The 14846-nt window shown below is 70.7% G+C and carries 15 protein-coding genes and 1 pseudogene; 6 read left to right on the top strand and 10 right to left on the bottom strand.

The window, feature by feature from the left end; translation table 11 throughout:
* From H0X00_RS12855 to H0X00_RS12840, 4 genes and pseudogenes are all read left to right on the top strand, one after another.
* Positions 1–202: pseudogene (locus H0X00_RS12855) on the top strand (SAM-dependent methyltransferase); the annotation flags it as partial.
* Entirely contained in the window at positions 199–1110 is a 912-nt protein-coding gene (locus H0X00_RS12850) for a hypothetical protein (protein WP_293771452.1), read from the top strand. The pseudogene H0X00_RS12855 and the gene H0X00_RS12850, both read left to right, overlap by 4 nt.
* Before the next feature lie 171 nt (positions 1111–1281).
* Positions 1282–1788, top strand: a complete 507-nt coding sequence (locus H0X00_RS12845) for a DUF5666 domain-containing protein (RefSeq protein WP_293771450.1) — start codon at positions 1282–1284, stop codon at positions 1786–1788.
* 103 nt (positions 1789–1891) lie between these two features.
* Positions 1892–2908, top strand: a complete 1017-nt coding sequence (locus tag H0X00_RS12840; protein WP_293771448.1) for a hypothetical protein — start codon at positions 1892–1894, stop codon at positions 2906–2908.
* 47 nt (positions 2909–2955) lie between these two features.
* Here H0X00_RS12840 and H0X00_RS12835 read toward each other — a convergent pair whose 3' ends face one another.
* From H0X00_RS12835 to H0X00_RS12820, 4 genes are all read right to left on the bottom strand, one after another.
* Positions 2956–3369, bottom strand: coding sequence for a cupin domain-containing protein (locus tag H0X00_RS12835; protein ID WP_293771446.1), 414 nt, complete (start codon positions 3367–3369; stop codon positions 2956–2958).
* A gap of 283 nt (positions 3370–3652) precedes the next feature.
* Positions 3653–5839, bottom strand: coding sequence for a catalase/peroxidase HPI (katG, locus tag H0X00_RS12830; RefSeq protein ID WP_293771443.1), 2187 nt, complete (start codon positions 5837–5839; stop codon positions 3653–3655).
* A gap of 65 nt (positions 5840–5904) precedes the next feature.
* Positions 5905–6297, bottom strand: coding sequence for a Fur family transcriptional regulator (locus tag H0X00_RS12825; protein ID WP_367186593.1), 393 nt, complete (start codon positions 6295–6297; stop codon positions 5905–5907).
* Between the two features lie 78 nt (positions 6298–6375).
* A complete protein-coding gene (locus H0X00_RS12820; RefSeq protein WP_293771437.1) occupies positions 6376–7944 on the bottom strand; it encodes a glycoside hydrolase family 15 protein in 1569 nt (522 codons plus the stop codon).
* A gap of 2 nt (positions 7945–7946) precedes the next feature.
* Here H0X00_RS12820 and H0X00_RS12815 point away from each other — a divergent pair, with 2 nt between their 5' ends.
* On the top strand, positions 7947–9044 hold the full coding sequence (locus H0X00_RS12815) for a glycosyltransferase family 4 protein (RefSeq protein WP_293771436.1): 1098 nt from the start codon (positions 7947–7949) through the stop codon (positions 9042–9044).
* Here the strand turns inward: H0X00_RS12815 and H0X00_RS12810 are convergent.
* From H0X00_RS12810 to H0X00_RS12800, 3 genes are read right to left on the bottom strand one after another with little or no spacing between them, the layout of a single operon-like run.
* Positions 8930–10426, bottom strand: coding sequence for a glycoside hydrolase family 130 protein (locus H0X00_RS12810; RefSeq protein WP_293771435.1), 1497 nt, complete (start codon positions 10424–10426; stop codon positions 8930–8932). The genes H0X00_RS12815 and H0X00_RS12810 overlap by 115 nt on opposite strands.
* On the bottom strand, positions 10423–11448 hold the full coding sequence (locus tag H0X00_RS12805; protein ID WP_293771434.1) for a hypothetical protein: 1026 nt from the start codon (positions 11446–11448) through the stop codon (positions 10423–10425). The genes H0X00_RS12810 and H0X00_RS12805 overlap by 4 nt, the downstream gene beginning before the upstream one ends.
* The gene (locus H0X00_RS12800) at positions 11445–12581 is read right to left on the bottom strand and encodes a glycosyltransferase (RefSeq protein WP_293771433.1); all 1137 of its coding nucleotides are present in this window, start codon (positions 12579–12581) and stop codon (positions 11445–11447) included. The genes H0X00_RS12805 and H0X00_RS12800 overlap by 4 nt, the downstream gene beginning before the upstream one ends.
* Positions 12582–12729: 148 nt before the next feature.
* Here H0X00_RS12800 and H0X00_RS12795 point away from each other — a divergent pair, with 148 nt between their 5' ends.
* Positions 12730–13497 (top strand): alpha/beta fold hydrolase, encoded by a 768-nt coding sequence (locus H0X00_RS12795; protein WP_293771431.1) that lies wholly within the window; start codon positions 12730–12732, stop codon positions 13495–13497.
* Between the two features lie 227 nt (positions 13498–13724).
* On the opposite strand, the gene H0X00_RS12790 is transcribed toward H0X00_RS12795, so the two are convergent.
* The 3 genes from H0X00_RS12790 to H0X00_RS12780 all read right to left on the bottom strand — a co-directional run.
* Positions 13725–14042 carry a hypothetical protein gene (locus tag H0X00_RS12790; RefSeq protein ID WP_293771429.1) on the bottom strand — a complete coding sequence of 106 codons (318 nt, stop codon included), beginning with the start codon at positions 14040–14042 and terminating at the stop codon, positions 13725–13727.
* A 113-nt stretch (positions 14043–14155) separates the two neighbouring features.
* On the bottom strand, positions 14156–14581 hold the full coding sequence (locus H0X00_RS12785; protein ID WP_293771427.1) for a hypothetical protein: 426 nt from the start codon (positions 14579–14581) through the stop codon (positions 14156–14158).
* 39 nt (positions 14582–14620) lie between these two features.
* Positions 14621–14846 (bottom strand): hypothetical protein (locus H0X00_RS12780; RefSeq protein ID WP_293771425.1); only part of this gene is annotated, 226 nt, incomplete at its 5' end.

Below are 14846 nucleotides of genomic sequence, written 5' to 3'. Positions count from 1 at the left end.
GGCCGGGCCTGCGCTGCGGGCGTTGCGTCCCCAGGTCGGCGCCCTGCTGGCTGCCGGCCGACTACACGAGGCCACCGCCCTCGTCGACGCCGCGCTGCTCGGCGAGGCCGTCGGCGTGAGCGCGACCGACCTCGACCATCTGGTGATGGCCCGTCAGATATTGGCGGACCGGCGGGCCGCTCGCGGTCGGGGCGCGTCATGAGCGACGGCTTCAGCGCCCTCGAACCGCTGCTCGCTGCCCGGCGCCGCACCGACCCTTGGCAGCACGACCGGGACAAGCCGGCCGTCTACGCACCGGACTACGAGCTCCTGGAGCAACTGCTCACCGTCCCGGTCCGCGATGGGTCCGCTCCTTCCACCGGCCGGTTCGCCCTCGCCGTCGACGCCTGGCTGGCGGCCGAGCTACGCCGCGCCGGCTTCGGCGCCGACGAGGTGTGGCCGCGGGCCGGCCAGCCCCGCATCCTGCCACGCGAGGTGGCCGAACTGCTGGAGCGGTTGCCGGCCAAACTCGCCGACGAACTGCGCGAGCGGATCTTGAAGATGCCCTCGATCGCCCCGACCTCGGCCCGGGTGCTCGGCCGCGCGTATGAGAAGCAGGTCGACGTCCTGATCTCCCGGTGGGACCGCGGGCCGGAGCTGCTGATCAGCACCAAGAGCCAGGTCTCCGCGTTCGGCAAGAACCTGCCGAACCGTTTCGAGGAGGCGTACGGCGATGCCGGCAACCTGCGTGCTCGCTATCCGCTCGCTGCGGTGGGCTTCTGCTTCGTGCAACGGGCCACCGTGCTGCGCACCGAGCCCGAGGCGTTCGAGCGCACCGTGGACATGATGCGCAAACTGCGCGACCTGCCGATCGGAGCCGGGTCAGGCAACGGCTACACCGCGACCGGGCTGCTCCTCGTCGACTGGGACGAGCCCTTCACCGACCGGGTCCGGATCGTGCACGAGGCGGTGCCGGCGGATGTCGCGGCGCCGCAGTTCCTCGCGCGGATGGTCGACGCCGTCCTCGCGGTCACCCCGATCCAGCACCACGTCACGGTGCGCGGGCTGCGCGAGCGCCGCACGCTGAACGTGAGGGAGGACGAGGGCGCGCTCGACCTCGACTTCGACTGATGGGTCACTGCCGGCTGAATGTGACCAGGGCCTGGAACCGGTAGCTCCGGCTTCGCTCCGGTATGCCCGACCCGGACCTTGATCGACCTCTCCGGTCCGCTCAAGTCGGCCGCGAACCACGTCGACATCTGCTTCGAGTCCTCACCCGCCAGCAACGTCGGAGGTCGCCCGATGGATGGTCGTACCTGGTCCAGAGCCGCGATGCTCGCACTCGCCGTCGCCCTGCCCATCTCGCCCGTCGTCACCACCACCGCTTCGGCCACCACCGCTTCGGTGGTGCGGGTCGCCCCGCACGGGAGCGACGACGGCGCCAAGGACGACCGCGCCGACCGTGGCGAGCACAAGCAGAAGGGCAAGGCGGCCCGGGCCAAGTTCAACCTCGGTGGCCGCCTGACCGCCGTCGACGTCGAGGCCGGCACCGTGACCTTCCGCGTGCACGGCGGCAAGTTCAAGGCGGTGCGAGGCACCGAGCTCACCGTGATCGTCGCCGACGGCGCCCGCGTCCGCCGGAACGAAGCAGCCGCCACCCTCGCCGACCTCCAGGTCGGCGACCGGGTCCGCGCCAAAGGTCTTCGCCACGACGGGGTCTGGACCGCCAAGCGCGTCAAGGCCGAGAGCCCGGACTTCCATCACGACGATTCCGCAGATGACTCGGGAGACGGCAACAGCGCCGCCTAAGCGCCCCGAATCACTGACCCACGAGGTTGATCGGGCGAGGTCGATCAGCCCACCTGTTCGCTGACCGCGCATCAGATCCGCACGCGCGGCGGAAGGATTCCGCATGCCCGCCCGCACCGCACTCCGACTGACCGCCCTCGCCCTCACCCTGAGCACCGCGCTCGGAGCTTCGGCTCAGGTCGCCGACGCCCGGATGCCGCGCGGCAACGCCAGCGGCCCGGCGATCGAGGCGCCCGCCGGTTACCAGCCGCAGTTCCTGTGCAAGAAGACGATGCAGCCGGGCGTCCGCGCCTTCCGCTCGCTCGTCCTCAAGCAGTACAAGAGCACCCACTCGGCCAGCGACGTGCGCGCCTGTTCGAGCACCCACACCAGCGAGCACGCCGACGGCCGTGCCTGGGACTGGGGTGTGCGGGTGTCGAAGAAGGGCGAGCGCAAGAAGGCCGAGGCGGTCCTGGGCTGGCTGCTCGCCCGGGACGAGTTCGGCAACGACTTCGCGATGGCCCGCCGGCTCGGGATCATGTACATCATCTGGAACAAGCAGATGTGGCGCTCCTACTCCGGGGAGTGGGGCCCGTACTCCTGTTCGGGGGTCACGTCCTGCCACCAGGACCACATCCACTTCTCCTTCGGCTGGGCCGGGGCGTACAAGAAGACCTCGTTCTGGACCGGCAACGTGGCCCAGCAGATGGGCCCGCCGCTGCCGCTGTACGACAGTCTGACCAACCCGTGGCGGGTCACCGTCAAGGCCAACGAGGGCCAGAAGTACGGCGGCAAGAACCTCGGCGGCGGTCTGCTCTACACGGTCAACGCCTCGGGGACCTACAAGTACGGAACGCAGGACTTCCACCAGGCCGACGCGGCCTGCCGGATGAACAAGAACGGACAGTGGGTGCAGGACCGCAACCTGCGCATCTCCGGGGTGTGGAACCTGGTGCCGACGGTCCCGTCACTCACCGGTTGCAACACCGTCAACCACAGCTACATCGCGACGATGACCCCCGACATCACCGACGCGGTCAGCTTCGCAATCTCCGACGACAAGCTCAAGGACAACAGCGGCTCACTGGACGTGGCGATCCGCCGCGTGCTCGCGCTGCCCGACCTGGGCCTGGGGAACTGACGATGACTGGGACTGACCAGGCTGATCTGGGCTGATCTGACGGAAGGTCAGGCCGGTGGGATGTTGTACTCCTCGTCGGTGACCGGGTCGCCCCACTCGGTGTAGACGCCGTTGTGGTCGCCGATCTGAACCGCGATGTGGCTCATGAAGGTCTCGGGCCCGGCGCCGTGCCAGTGCCAGATCCCGGCCTTGGCGTCGACCGAGTCACCGGAGCGGATCTCGCGCACCGGGCCGCCGCGGTCCTGGACCCGCCCGATCCCGTCGAGCACATGGATCGCCTGACCGGCCGGATGGGCGTGCCAGTGCGTGCGCGCACCCGGGGTGAACCGGACCTTGAGCATCGCGATCGAGCCGGGGGTGTTGTCGCCGGCCACGAGGGAGTCGAAGAAGACCTCGCCGCGGAACCAGGACTCGGGCCCGCGGCCGGTGGTCCCGCCGGAGGAGGAGTAGGGGTCCGTCATGTCGGCGACGCTACCCGCTCAGTCCCCCGGACGCCCGCATGCCCGGGCGACCCAGATCGGCCACACCACAGCGCGGTCTAGGCGACCATGGACTCGATGCAACTGGATCGGCCCTCGCCGGCGTATTAGGGGCACGACCGCCGCATGGAAGGCACCCGCACATGAGCGCCGATGACCGACCCGCGGCTAGTACTTTCCAATTCCCGGCCGGAGCGACCGGGGGCCCCTGGGTGATCCCAGGGGCCCTCGTGTTTCTGACGACTAGTCAGTCATGCACATGCGATCAGCTGTGGACGTCGTACCGGTCCAGGTCCATGACCTTGGTCCAGGCCGCAGCGAAGTCCTGCACGAACTTCTCCTTGCCGTCGTTCTGGCCGTAGATCTCGGCCACGGCGCGCAGGATCGAGTTCGAGCCGAAGACCAGGTCGGCGGCGGTCGCGGTCCACTTGACCGAGCCGTCGGCGCCGGTGCCGTTGAATGTGCCCTCGGCCGCACCCGCGGACCACTTCGTGTTCAGGTCGAGCAGGTTCACGAAGAAGTCGTTGCTCAGCGCCCCGACCTGGTCGGTGAGAACCCCGAGCGCGGAGCCCTGGTGGTTCGCACCGAGCACTCGCAGACCACCGAGGAGCACGGTCATCTCCGGCGCGGAGAGGCTGAGCATGAACGCCTTGTCGAGCAGACGACGCTCGGCCGGGGCCTTGTCGCCGGGGCGCGAGTAGTTCCGGAATCCGTCCGCGATCGGCTCGAGGACCGCGAAGGACTCGACGTCCGTGTCCTCCTGCGCGGCGTCGGTGCGGCCCGGGGTCACCGCGACGGTGATCGTAACGCCGGCGTCCTTGGCCGCCTGCTCCACCGCAGCACTGCCACCGATCACGATCAGGTCCGCGAGCGAAACCTTCGCGCCGCCGGCGGCGTTGAAGTCGGCCTGGATCTGCTCCAGCGACTGCAGCACCTTGGCGAGCTCGGTCGGGTCGTTGGACTCCCAGCTGCGCTGGGGCTCCAGGCGGATCCGGGCGCCGTTGGCCCCGCCGCGCTTGTCGGTGCGCCGGAAGCTCGAGGCCGAGGCCCACGCGGTGGAAACCAGTTGCGAGACCGACAGGCCCGCGTCGAGGACCCTGGCCTTGAGCGCCGCGACGTCCGCGGCGGAGATGACCGCGCCGTCCTGGGCGGGAACCGGGTCCTGCCACAGCTGCGGCGGGGCGACCCAGGGGCCACGCATGCGCGAGACCGGGCCCATGTCGCGGTGCAGCAGCTTGTACCAGGCACGGGCATAGGCGTCGGCGAACTCGGCGGGGTTGTCCTTGAACCGGCGCGAGATCGCGTCGAACTCCGGGTCCATCCGCAGCGCCATGTCCGCGGTGGTCATCATCGGCGCGTGGGTGATGCTCGGGTCGTGCGCGTCCGGCACGGTGCCGTCGCCCGTGGTGCCGACCGGCTTCCACTGGTGGGCGCCGGCCGGGCTTTTGGTGAGCTCCCACTCGTAGCCGTACAGCGTCTCGAAGTAGCTGTTGTCCCACTGGGTCGGCGTCGGGGTCCACGCGCCCTCGATGCCGGAGGTGACGGTGTGGAAGCCCACGCCGGTGCCGTTGGCGTTCTTCCAGCCCAGACCCTGGTGGTCGATCGGGCAGCCCTCGGGCTCCGGGCCGACCAGGGCGCCGTCACCGTTGCCGTGCGCCTTGCCGAAGGTGTGGCCGCCGGCCACGAGCGCGACCGTCTCCTCGCTGTTCATGGCCATCCGGCTGAAGGTCAGCTTGATGTCGTGGGCGGAGGCGAGCGGATTCGGCTGGCCCTGGGGCCCTTCCGGGTTGACGTAGATAAGTCCCATGGTGACGGCGCCGAACGGGTGACCCTCGAGATCGAGCGGGGCGTCCGCGCCGGTGTAGCGCTCGTCGCCCACCCACGTGTCCTCGGTGCCCCAGTTGACCTGGTCCGGCTCGAAGACGTCCGGGCGGCCGAAGGCGAAGCCGAAAGTCTCGAAGCCCATGTCCTCCATCGCGACGTTTCCGGCCAGGACCAGCAGGTCGGCCCAGGACAGCGCGTTGCCGTGCTTCGCCTTGACCGGCCACAGCAGGCGCCGGGCCTTGTCGAGGTTGCCGTTGTCCGGCCAGGAGTTCAGGGGGGCGAAGCGCTGCTGGCCCGCGCCGCCACCACCGCGGCCGTCCTCGATACGGTAGGTGCCGGCCGCGTGCCAGGTCAGGCGGATGAACAGCGGGCCGTAGTGCCCGTAGTCAGCCGGCCACCAGGGCTGCGAGGTCCGCATGACGTCGATGACGTCCTGCTTGACGCCCTGGAAGTTCAGGCTCCCGACGGCGGTGGGGTAGTCGAAGTCGGCACTCAGCGGACTCGCCGCCGGGGAGTTGGTGTGCAGGACCGATACATCGATCTGGTCGGGCCACCAGTCCGTGTTGGTCCGCGGGTTGGCGACCTTCGGGGTCGGGGAGGCAATTGCCGGGTTTTCGGACTCAGACACGAGGGTCCTTCTTCCTTGTCTTCTTCTTCAGGGCGGTTGCAGCGGTGTCGTTCGGGGATTTGACGTCAGGCGGCGCAGGTGGGGCACAGGCCCCAATAGATGACCTCGGCCTCGTCGAGGGTGAAGCCGTGGTCGTCGGAGGCGGTCAGGCACGGGGTCGCGCCGACGGCGCAGTCGACGTCGGCGATCGCGTTGCACGAGCGGCACACCACGTGATGGTGGTTGTCGTTGACCCGGGACTCGTAGCGGGCCACCGAGCCGGCGGGCTGGATCCGCCGGACCAGGCCGGCATCGGTCAGCGTGTGCAGCGAGTCGTAGACCGCCTGGTGTGAGACCTCGGGGAGCTCGCCGCGCACCGCGCGGATGATCGAGTCGGTGTCCGCGTGCGGATGGGCGTGCACCGCGCTCAGGACGGCGATGCGCGGACGCGTGACCCGCAGGGTGGCATCGCGCAACATCTGGGTGTAATCCAAGATCGGCGCCACGCGGCGAGTCTTGTCGCTTTTCTTGAAAGAGTCAAGAAACGCGGAAGGCGCTCAGTCGCTGGGAGCGGATGGATACCCGGCCAGGACCGTGGTGATGAGTTCGGCGTGCGCCCATCCCAGTCCGCGAGCTCCCCGCGGCGTCCCGGTGGTGGCGTCGATCTGCTCGCTGATGGCGTCCGGGTGGACGTGAGCCAGCACGAAGCCGAGGTAGCCCGCCGCCTGCTCTCGTTCACCCCGGTGCAGGAAGTACTGCGCCATCCACAGCGTCGCGACCGGCCACGGGTTGCCGCCCGTGCTGCCTAGACCGTCGTTGCAGTCCTCGGGGAACCGGCCGATGCCCGCGCCGAGGTTCCCGGCCCGCCGCCACCGCACGTTGACCGGCCACCGGTCGGCGTAGCAGGACTCCAGGCGTCGGACGGTCTCGGCCAGGCGCGGATCGTCCGGCCCGGAGCCCGGCTCGAAGGCGAGCAGCGCGCTGCCCAGCACGCTGGCGTCCAGCCGGGAGGTCGCGGCGAACCAGGGCGGTTCCGGGTCCAGGACGTGTCGCCAACCCCCGGCGGAATCATCGAAGTCCGCGCGTTGGTCGGCACTGCGCTCTTCGGCAGCCGCGCAGCGCTGCGCGAGTGCGTCATCGACCCCGGCGGCCACCCGGGCGGCTAGCGCGAGCGCCCGCCGGCGCAGGTTCTCGGCGTGGAAGCTGCGGCCTTGGGTGAGTTCCCAGAGGTCGAAGCCGATGCGCGGGCCCGCCGGCAGCAGGTGCTCCAGGAACGGCCGGGCGATCTCGAGGGCGCCCGGGTCGAGGGTGAGGACGGCCAGCACCGTGCCGGCCGGCCCGTCGTGCTGCGGGTCGCCGTAGCCACCGACCGGGACACCGGCCATGGTGTGCCTGCTTGCCGCCACGTCGCCGCCGCGTCCGAGCCCGGTGATGAAGTCGAGGTACCCCTCACACCGGGCCCACGCTTCGTCCCGCACATCGGCCGGGCCGAAGCACGCGAGCGCGCGCAACGCCACCGCTACGGCCGCGGCGTCCCGCTGCCAGAAGAACCAGTAGTCCGGCCGGCCGGGGCCGGCCCGGGGCGCCGCGGCGATGGCGCCGTTGGGCGCGCAGCACGCCTCGAGCGCCGCGAAGGATCGGCGCAGCAACGGATCGCGCGGCAGGGCTGGTGTCGCCGGAGCGCGGCCGACGATGTCGGGCGGGGCGACGGCCCGGTCGAGCCCGCGCAGCACATCCAGATCGAACGCGATCTCGGCCGGCGCCGGGCGTCCGCCACCCGCGGCGCGGAAGGCCACGGCGGCCCGCTCCTGCACCAGGGCGGTGCCCAAGAGGCGAAGGATCTGAAGGGTCGTCACGGGACCCTGATCGCCGGCCCGTCGCATCCACGACGGAGTCGGTCCGGGGCCGACGTACCAGGCGTGACAGCCCGCCACCCGCGGGTGCGGGGCGCCGAAGATGCCGACGGCCGGCGCCGCCGGCACGACTAGGGTGGGGGAATGGCCGCCCACGAGAACGACCGGCAGCCCCAACGCCGCGAGCACGTCGCGGACCTCGCCATTGCCACCGACCGCAGGCTCGTCGAGCAGGACGGCCCTCGGCGCGCCGCGGAGCACCGTCTGCGTCACGGGTGAACCAGGTCCTGCGGATCGGGGTGCTGTCCTCGATCGCGCATCGCACGCCACCCCGCAGCTACGGGCCGTGGGAACTGGTTGCGTCCACCCTCGCGGAGGGGCTGATCACACTCGGCCACGACGTCACCCTCTTCGCGACCGCCGATTCGTTGACGGCCGGCCGGCTGCACGCCGAAGCGCCGGCCGGTTACGAGGAGGACTCCTCGATCGACGCGAAGGTGTACGAGGGGCTGCACATCGCTGCGGCCTTCGAGCGGGCCGGGGAATTCGATCTGATCTCCAATCAGTTCGACTTCCTCCCGCTGACCTACAGCCGGCTCATCTCGACTCCCGTGGTCACGACCATCCACGGTTTCTCCTCTGAACGGATCCTGCCCGTCTACCGCGCGTACGACGAGACCTGCCACTACGTCGCGATCAGCGACTCCGACCGGCATCCGGACCTCGGGTACGCGGCCACGATCCTTCACGGCATCGACCTGGCGCAGTTCACCTTCGTGACCGAGCCGGGCGAGTACCTGCTCTTCCTCGGCCGGATCCACCCACACAAGGGCACCCACCTGGCGATCGACGTCGCGCAGAAGTGCGGGCTGCCGCTGGTGATCGCCGGGATCGTGCAGGACGAGGACTATTTCCGGGAGCTGGTGCAGCCGCGACTCGGCCCGGACATCACCTATGTCGGACCGGTCGAACCGCCGCAGCGCGACGCCCTGCTGGGCGGCGCGCTCGCGCTGCTGCACCTGATCAGCTTCGCCGAGCCGTTCGGCCTGTCGGTGGTCGAGTCGCTGGCCACCGGCACTCCGGTGATCGCGTTCGCCCTCGGTTCGATGCCGGAACTGATTCGTCACGGGACGACCGGCTTCCTGGTCGCGGACACCGCGGGTGCCGTCGAGGCGGTGGCGCAGGTGAGGCTGCTGCCCCGCCGCTCCTGCCGCGAGGACGCCGTCGTGCGGTTCTCCGCCGAGCGCATGGTGGCCGACTACGCCGAGCTGTTCGCGGGGATCGTGGCCGGCGGGCCGTCCGCGGTGAGCCGGGCGAGCAGTTCGGCCAGGTCGAAGAACGCGAAGCGGACGGATGCGTCGCTGACCCCGTAGGGCAGCAGGAGCGCTCCGTCGTGGATCAGCCCACCGCAGGAGTACACGACGTTCGGCACGTAGCCGTTGCGTTCGTCCCCGGCCGGCCGCAGCAGCGGTTCCCGGAGGCGCCCGACCACGCTCGTCGGATCCTCGAGGTCAAGCATCAGCGCGCCGATCGCGTACTCGCGCATCGGACCGACGCCGTGGGTGAGCACGAGCCAGCCGGCGTCGGTCTCCAGCGGTGAGCCGCAGTTGCCGGTCTGGATGAGTTCCCAAGGCTGGTCCGGTAGGTAGATGTCCTGCCCGTCGCCCCAGCGCCGACCGTCTTTGGAACTCGCGATCGAGCAGCCCTCGCGGTCCCAGCGCGACAGCGCGAAGTACCGGGCGCCGACCTTCCGGGGGAACAACGCCATGCCCTTGTTCTTCGCGGCCGGCCCGGCGAACTCGGTGATGACGAACTCGCGGAAGTCGGTCGTGGAGATCTGCTGCGGCGCGATGTGGTCGCCGTCGAACGCCGTGTAGGTGGCGAGATAGCGCACCGCGCCGTCCGCGTCGACGAAGCGCACGAAGCGTGCGTCCTCCAGGCCCTGGCTCTCGGTGGGACCCTGCGGCCACAGGACGCGCTCGGGCAGCGCCGAGTCCTCGGAGAACACCACCCGGTAGCTGCTCTCCGCGAGGCGCCGGGCGATCTCCTCGGTGACCGGCCCGCCGTGCCGGGTGACCCGCTGGCCGCGCAATTTGCGCAGCGCCGTCTCCAGGTGGTCGATCTCGAATTCCGCGGACAGTCGGCCAATCAGGTAGCGCGCACTCTCGGTGTCGGCGCCCTCCTCCGCGAGCCTGGCCTTGAACAGGTCGCGGTCGTAGGACACCGCGCTGACGACCCCCTGCTCGACGTGCGGACCGGGCTCGTCCAGGATCAGCGTCGCGCCGGGGCCCCAGACGCCGGTGCGGAACTCGATCGAGGAGATGTGGCCTTCGCCGACCGCGCGCAGGCTCAACACGAACCGGACTCGGCCCGGGCCGAGCCCACCCTGGTCGGGGTGCACAACCACCGACGGATTGAACAGCGCGGCGCCCTCGATCGCGTACTCCTGGGTGAACACGGCCCCGATCAAGGCCTTGCGTTCTGCCGAGAAGGGTTCGGTGTCGGGAAGCCGGTGCGCGATCTGCTCGTAATGCGCCGTCAAGATGGCGGCGAGGTCGCGGTGCCGGCCCCCGTACTCGGTCCGCACGTGCTGCAGCGCAGCCCGGACCGAGTCCTCCGGAAGGGCGACAATCCGGGCCAGCACCCCGGTGGCGCGGGACTCGGTGTCGGTCCGCTGCTCGTGGCCCGGGACGAACAGGCGGGCCAGGACCCGGCTGGGGTCCGCGTTGAGCACGACCTCGCTGCGCGTTGTCACCGAGTGCGGATCGAGAGCGATCGGGCCTGCTGCAGGGTCGTGATCAGCGCGATGGTCGACTCGGCGCCCTGGTTCTCGTTGCGACCGTCCGCCTCCAGGCCGTCGCAGCCGCCCCCGCTGGCCGCATCGAAGAGCACGACCCCGCTGTCGTTGCCCCCGAGGAACCACCGCGCCGCGAGCACGACACCGTCGGCCCAGCGCCGGCCCCCCGTGACGGCGTAGGCGCGGGCGCAGGCGTCGGACAAGGCCGCCACCTCGATGGGTTGCTGGTCGAAACGCGGCGCCACCGTTTCCCCCGGACCGCGCCCCCCGACCGGAGTCACCGACAGATGCCCGTCGTGGGTCTCCCCGTCGAGCAGCCAGCCGAGGAGCTTCAGACCGTCGGCGAGCAGGACGTCCTCGCCCAGGGCGTCCCCGGCGGCGATGAGCACCTCGGGCAGGGACGCGTTGGCATAGGTCAGCCGGGGCTCCGGCCACGGCCAGCGCGGGTCACCACCCGGACGGTCGATGAACGCCGCCACGTCCGTGAGCAGGGCGCGCGCGCCGGCGTGCCCGGGTGCGACAGCGAGCACCTCGGCGGCGCCCAGCCCGGCGAACACCATCGCCCGGGACCAGGGAGATCGCCAAGTCGCGGCACGGTCGAACGCGCCGAGCGCGGCGCTGCGGATCGCGCCGTCGGCGTACCCCGACACCGTGGCACCCAGGGCCCAGATTCCGCGGCCCCAGCAGTCCTCGACGCCGACCTCGCCGTGCCAGGTCCCGTCGCGGCTCTTGCGGTTACGGAACCGGCCGTCGTCGCCCTGGGCGTCAAGGACGAAGGCCAGGTACTGCCCCAGCACGGCCTTGAGTTGGCCGTCAGGGTCGCTCTCCCTGCTGACCACGATCAGAGCGCGGGCGACGTCGTCGAGGCAGTACCCGTGCTCCGGGCGGGGCCGGGTGAATTCGGCGTGCTCGTGCAGGCCGCCGGAGTCGGTCAGGCGCAGCAGGTGGGCGAACGGCGGCGGCGGGAACTCGGGGGTCATGAGACCGCGGTCAGCGCCTCGGCCGACAGCGACTCGGCGATGACCCGATATCCCGCGGCCACCGCACTCCAGAACAACTCGGGCGCCTGTCGGGCCGCCTGCGCGGCCATCGCGTTCGCCAGACCCGGCTCACTCAGCACCCGCCGCAGGGCGACCTGCAGCGCGCCCGGGTCACGTTGCGGAACGACCAGCCCCGAGCCGAGCGTCAACAGCTCGACCGCGTGCGGAAAGCCGGTCGAGACGACCGGGCGGCCCGCAGCCACGGCCTCGATGAGAACCCCGGAGGTCACCTGGTCCCGCGAGTCGTAGGGCAGCAGAACGACGTCCGCGCCGCCCACCACGTCGGCGAGCTCGGGCACCGGGAGGTAGGAGTCGTCGAGCTCCAACAGGTCCTCGACGCCGAGTTCTCGAGCGCGCCGCACCAGGCTGTCGCGATACGCCTCGCCCTCCCGCTCGAACACCCGCGGGTGCGTCTTGCCCAGCACCAGATAGCGGGGGTTCAGGTCACGCAGCCCCGGAAGCGCGTCGATCGCCCATTCGATGCCCTTGCCCGGGCCGAGCAGCCCCCAGGTCAACACCAGCGGCCGCGCATCCTCGGCCGGCGGCACTTGGCGTAGACCGTGGTCCACCGCTCCGTGCGGGATGGTCCTGACGACGGCCGGGTCGGCGCCGTAGGAGTCGATGAGGCGCTTCCGCGCCGTCGCCGTCATGGTCACGGCGACATCAGCGGCCGCGAGCAGCCGCTCCAGGATCCGACGCTGCCCGGCGGTCGGATCCTGCAGCACCGTGTGGAACACGATGATGGTCGGCACCCTCAGCGCCTCGACGAGCTCGACGACATCCAGCCCGTCCGGTCCACCGAAGATGCCGTACTCGTGCTGGACGATGACCACGTCGTAGCGATTGAGCCGGTGCACGGCCTCGAGGGCACTGCCGTCGGAGCCGTTCACGAGGTGGGCGACCACCTCAGCGCCCGGATGGCTGGTCCCCTCGTCCACCACGCGGACGACGTCGGTCTGCCCCAGATGCTTGAGGAGAGCCGCCGTGAAGGTGGCCAGACCGCACTGGGTCGGCGGATAGGTGCTCAGCATCGCAATGCGGGCGAGCGGTTCACGGGTCGTAGCGAACGCCACCAAGGGGTCCCCGTACGTAGGACGAGCCCGGGAGCGGCGAGGTGCGCAAGGTCTGGACTGATCCCGGCACGCTTTGGATCGATAGTGTCTCACGGCCAGGCTGACCGCCAGCCGGGCTGAGCCGGTGGTGATACAGGGAGGGCGTCAGTTGAGCGGCGATCTGCACGTCAATCGGGGCGGATCCGGGGAGCCCACCCTGCTTCTGCTGCACGGCATGGGCGGCGTTGCCGGGGTGTGGACCCGGCTCATCTCCCAGCTGGACGAGCACTGGCCCGGAGCGTGGATCGCCCCGGACCTGCCCGGCCACGGGCGATCCCCGTACCTGGACCGCTACAGCTACGCCGAACTGGCGGGTGCGGTCGCCTGCGTCCTACCGCCTGGCCGACCCGTTGCCGTGCTGGGCCACTCCCTCGGCGGGGCGGTCGGCCTCGCCCTCGCGGCGGGGGACTTCGGCGTGCCCGTCACCGCGGTGGTGGGGGTGGGCATCAAGGTGGCGTGGAGCGAGCAGGACCTGGCGGGAGCCGCCGTCATCGCCCAGCGTCCGGTCCACTTCACCCGCACCCGGGAGGAAGCTGTCGAACGCGCGCTGCGGGCCGCCGGCCTAGCCGGCGTGGTCCCGCCGGATGAACCCGGCCTCGACAACCTCGTGCGCCGGGTCAACGACGGGTGGCGGCCGATCTTCGACCTGCGCGTTCTCGCCGTCGGCGCGCCGGACATGAAGGGCTGGCTGGCCACCCTCGCCGACCGCGGGATCCCGGCGGTCCTGGCCGCGGGCGAACGCGACCCGATGTCCCAGCAGGATCAGCTCGCCGACCTGGTGCCGGATCCGGTGAGCCTGCCGGGCCTCGGTCACAGCGCCCACGTCGAGGACCCGGCGGCGCTGCTGCCGCTGCTCGGGCGCCTGGCCGGTGTCTGAGCGGTCGGCCGCTGCTGACCGGGCAGGGAACCGGCGCACCCGAACCCGACAGGCGAGCGCGACCCGCGAGGGAGGACGAGGCCTGTACCTGGTGGACGCTTTGACGTTCGCCTGGGGGATGGAGCCGATTCCGAACGACGGCAAGATCGTCTGGGCGGAGCTGACGCGGCGGCCATGACCCCGCTGTGAAGGTCTAGTCACGCTAGCCACCCCACCGTCTGCCCGGCCTACTCGATTGGCTTCGACCAGTACGCCGCCATCAGGTCGAGCGCCTGTTGCCGGCTCAAGTTCGCCACCTCGGCCTCGCTCAGCTTGAGCTTGGATAACAACTGGTGGACGAGATCGGCGGGCAGCGCCTGCGGTGGGACAGGGGGCGATGCGCCGGGCCGGGAGGGTTTGAGCCCTCGATCGACGCAGGCCCAGAAATTCTGCTCGCTGACGTCGAGCTGGTGGGCGCCGATGACGGCCGACCACAGCGCCGGGCCGTAGGTCGTGTTGTCAGCGGGCCGCGAAATGCGGGTGCGCAGGATGCGGCCGTCAGCCAACGGGAGCTCATAGGTGACGTGGTGCCGGACCTGTTGGCCTAGAGCGTCGCGGACCAGGTTCCAGCCCTCGACGTCACAGAACTTCTCGTGCTGGCGCCTTGACCCGGGACGACTCACGCGCTGAGAAGGGCGGCGGGCTCCACCAGCCAGGTGCGTAGCTGCTCATCGGTGGCGAGTTCGGCGATCTGCGCGACGTCCCAGTTCCCTCGGTGGTCCGGGGCGTTGAGCAGGCGGTCGTTCCAGTCCTCGGCGTACTCACGCAGGGCCAGAATGAGATCGCTGATCGCCTCCTCGAAGGTGGTGCCCTCGCCGTGGATCGGCAGACCCGGAAGTAGGGCCGCCCAACCGCCGCCCTCAGCCACGACAACCGCGTTGGACGGACGGGCCTGCATGAGCTTGCCGAGTAGCCGCTTGATGTCGAGGACCGCGTAGCGCTCGTCCTCCCGTTGGACAGTGACGACCCTTCCGGCCCGGGCGTTGTCGAGCAGCGCCCGGAACTGGCGTCGGGCCTCACTGGTGGTCGGAAAGTGGCGGGTCATAGACCGACATTGAGCGCACGCCCCAGGTACGTCAAGTACCTAAAGTACTTGAATAGGTCTCGCTCGCAAGGGTGGCCCCGGCGCGTGATGAGTGCCGAGTTCGGCGCGGGCGAAGGTGAGGGCGTCTGCGGTGCCCAACTCGCGCCCCACCCGGGCACTGTCGGCGTAGGCCCTGTCCCCCAGCCGCGCGGTGAGCCGCGCCGGCAGGGCGGCCACCTCCCCGGCGAGGACGCCGGTGCCGCCGAGCGGCTGGCCGTGGCTCTCC

Source organism: Sporichthya sp. (assembly GCF_013815995.1).
GTDB lineage: Bacteria > Actinomycetota > Actinomycetes > Sporichthyales > Sporichthyaceae > Sporichthya.
The sequence above is the reverse complement of the archived record's forward strand: the minus strand, read 5'-3'. Positions and strand labels throughout refer to the sequence as shown.

Excerpts from the sequence above, each read along its gene's own strand:
- H0X00_RS12825 (WP_367186593.1), bottom strand. The coding sequence starts at position 6,297 with ATGTTGCGCGATGCCACCCTGCGGGTCACGCGTCCGCGCATCGCCGTC.
- H0X00_RS12785 (WP_293771427.1), bottom strand. The coding sequence starts at position 14,581 with ATGACCCGCCACTTTCCGACCACCAGTGAGGCCCGACGCCAGTTCCGG.
- H0X00_RS12845 (WP_293771450.1), top strand. The coding sequence starts at position 1,282 with ATGGATGGTCGTACCTGGTCCAGAGCCGCGATGCTCGCACTCGCCGTC.
- H0X00_RS12850 (WP_293771452.1), top strand. The coding sequence starts at position 199 with ATGAGCGACGGCTTCAGCGCCCTCGAACCGCTGCTCGCTGCCCGGCGC.
- H0X00_RS12840 (WP_293771448.1), top strand. The coding sequence starts at position 1,892 with ATGCCCGCCCGCACCGCACTCCGACTGACCGCCCTCGCCCTCACCCTG.
- H0X00_RS12805 (WP_293771434.1), bottom strand. The coding sequence starts at position 11,448 with ATGACCCCCGAGTTCCCGCCGCCGCCGTTCGCCCACCTGCTGCGCCTG.
- H0X00_RS12835 (WP_293771446.1), bottom strand. The coding sequence starts at position 3,369 with ATGACGGACCCCTACTCCTCCTCCGGCGGGACCACCGGCCGCGGGCCC.